Here is a 3,157-nt window from a genome sequence, read left to right as displayed (position 1 = left end):
CAACTACCTGTTGTGGGCGCGGAGTGATTACCTCACTGAAAGGCGATGCGATAGTATCGTTTCATCATCAATCGCCTTTGATGCCACGGTCACCAGTCTTTACCTGCCTTTACTGTACGGCGGCAAGCTCCATTTGCTCGGCGACGGGCAGGAGCTGGTTGAATTGCTCCCTGCGTTGTTGTCAATGGAATCGGGCGCTCTGGTTAAAATTACCCCTAGCCATCTTTCAGCAATGGGTCAGGAATTAAAAACAGCAGGACAAGAATGCCCTGCGCACTGCTTTATCGTGGGCGGAGAGGCTCTACCCGGTTCCACTATTGCACTCTGGAGAACATTATCGCCTGGATCACGCATCATTAACGAGTATGGCCCAACTGAAACCGTCGTGGGTTGTACGGTGTTCGATACCAATCACCCGAGCCATTTTGTTGATAACGTACCGATTGGTCGCCCAGTATCCAATACCCAAATCTATATTCTCGATACCCGCGGGGAACCTGTCCCAATGGGGGTCACTGGTGAGCTTTATATTGGGGGAATCGCTGTTGCTCGTGGCTACCTGAACAGGCCAGAATTGACGGCTGAGCGTTTCCTGCCTGACCCGTTTAGTGATAGACCTGATGCACGAATGTATCGAACCGGGGATTTAGTTCGCTACCTGCCGGATGGCAATCTGGAATTCCTGGGGCGTAATGACCAGCAGGTGAAAATTCGCGGCTTCCGGGTTGAACCGGGGGAAATTGAAGCCCGATTGGTGGAACATCCTGCGGTAAGTCAATCTGTGGTGCTGGCGTTGGGTGAAGGGCAGGGCAAACGCTTGGTGGCTTATGTGGTGGCGCAAGCGGATGAGCGGTTAGCGAATAACTTGCGTACCCACCTGAGTGCCATTTTACCTGACTATATGGTGCCGTCAGCCTTTGTGCGTCTGGATGCCTTCCCATTGACGCCAAATGGTAAGTTAGATCGTCATGGGTTACCGGAGCCGGACAGCGAAGCCTTTGCTCGTCAGGCTTACGAGGTGCCACAAGGCGAAACGGAAACCGTATTAGCGGCGATTTGGTGTGAATTGCTGGGGATTGAACAGGTTAGCCGGTCTGACAATTTCTTCGCGTTGGGCGGTCACTCGCTGCTTGCGATGCGAATGATGAATCTTGCCGCTGGCCGAGGGTTGATTTTTACACTGAATATTGTGTTCCAATTCCCGGTGCTGGCCGAATTGGCCGCAAAAATCACCTCGGATTTATTGTCTCAGCCGCAAAGCGAAGCTATATCGGTGCGACCTGATGGAGCAGGCTTGCCGTTATTCTTTGTTCCCAGTGGCATGGGTGATTATTCTTATGTCTTCGGGCTGGCTCAGCACATCCCGTCGGGCTACCCGATTTATGCGCTGCCCTGGCCGTCCATCAGTGAAGAACCGATGGCAACGATGGAAGCGCAGGCTGCCAGAATGATCGCCTTGATGAAAGCCGTTCAACCGGCAGGCCCGTACCGGATAAGCGGCTACTCTTCTGGTGGAATATTGGCTTATGCCATTGCTCAGCAGCTTTTAAGTACTGGCGAGCGAGTCAATTTCCTGGGGCTGATTGATACACCTGCGCCTCACTATTTTGGCAAAGAGGCGATGCAACCCAAACATCATTTCTTTACTGAGCTGGCCCGGCAGTCAGGGGAGGCGTGCAAAGAAAATATTGCGGCGTTATATCGGCGAATTGATGAGCTGAATTTGGTGCAGTTTATTGAGGCGGCGCAAGAGCTGGCGTTATATCCTGCAAACCTGCGTGCTGATGTGATGGCAAAATGTTGGCGGCAGATCGAACGTTACACCCAAATAGTGGCGGATTATGAGCCGCCAACATTAGCAATAACGCTGCATCAGTTCTATGCGGCAGAGCCTTCTCCTGCTGTTTCTTTTGCGATGGATGAAAAGCCAGAGTTCGTGAACATAGAACCGTCGTTAGGTTGGGAGCGGGTAATGCCTGATACTTCACTGCAATTGATTGCTACTCCGGGTAATCATTTTAGTTTATTGGAGGATGATAAAAATAAAACCGCGTTAGCTCAGATTTTGGATAGGGCGTTGGCAATCCACTATGACGAGGAGGTTTCGTAATACTGATATATTAAGGAGGTACTCAATTATTCAGTTCGCGTATGATAATCCGGCATGTATTTATTATGCCGGATTTTTTATGCATTAAAATAGAATAAGGGAACTTATCATTCCCATATAAGTTATTTTTTTAGGTTTCTTTGTTATTATTGTTGCTATTTTATATTGTGTGATCTCGAACGGATTTTATTGTTGATTTTATTTTGTTTTGTTGATTTCCTTGGTATCAAAATTATATTTTTAATTGTGGTGTTATTGTTGGGAATATTTATTGTAATAGATAATTATGAGAAAATAATCGAAGATGTGATTATGGTAATGTGTTTTTTAGGGGGATATAGGCTGATTTAATTACCCTCAATTTCATGAGCTAGTTTTTGAATATATTGGGTTTATTTTAAAGGTTCGTGATAATTAAAATCCCACCTATTAGGCGTGATTACTGCTGGCTGTTATTATAAGTGAACTACAAATACGGACAGTGCGGAAAGCCTGACGTATACATGCAGTATGTGGAAGGGTAATTCGTTTCGTTCTCTATGGTAAAGAATAGCAAATAAAATAGTCCTGTTGGATAGGCAATAAATGTATGTATTGTGAGGGGTATGTAATTGAATAATATTAAATTTAATCCTATTTTGCACCGCGTGTTGGTAAATATCGCTGGGAATCATAAAAATAACATCACAAAACGCTCTAATTGGAATACATCTCGTTACAATCAATATTCTATTTGGTTAATTATTATGCCTGTCACCTTGTTTTATTGTTGTGAAATAATCTGTGGTGATATTAATTGTAATTCGTAATGTTTCTTTACGGTATTGAATATAATAATGTCCTGATAGGAACAAGAACAGAGTGTTTTATTTGTGCAATTAAAGTTGATTATTTGTTCGGTTATTAGGGGAATTAGCGTAAAAAATGACTAATTGTCCGTTATTAATCGGGCGATGGTACGATTTTTGAATATCTTGAATTGATGTCGGATGCGTCCGTTTTTATTTCTTGGGGGCAAGAAGTAAGAAAGAAATATTGGTGAGGGCT

The 3,157-nt window shown here is 44.8% G+C and carries 1 protein-coding gene; it reads left to right on the top strand.

Going from position 1 to position 3,157, the window contains the following annotated elements:
* On the top strand, positions 1-2,110 hold a 2,110-nt coding region (locus EAE91_RS24650), incomplete at its 5' end, for an AMP-binding protein (RefSeq protein WP_214090498.1).
* Positions 2,111-3,157 lie beyond the last annotated feature (1,047 nt).

The sequence above is a fragment of the Photorhabdus noenieputensis genome (assembly GCF_018448935.1).
GTDB lineage: Bacteria > Pseudomonadota > Gammaproteobacteria > Enterobacterales > Enterobacteriaceae > Photorhabdus > Photorhabdus noenieputensis.
The sequence above is the reverse complement of the archived record's forward strand: the minus strand, read 5'-3'. Positions and strand labels throughout refer to the sequence as shown.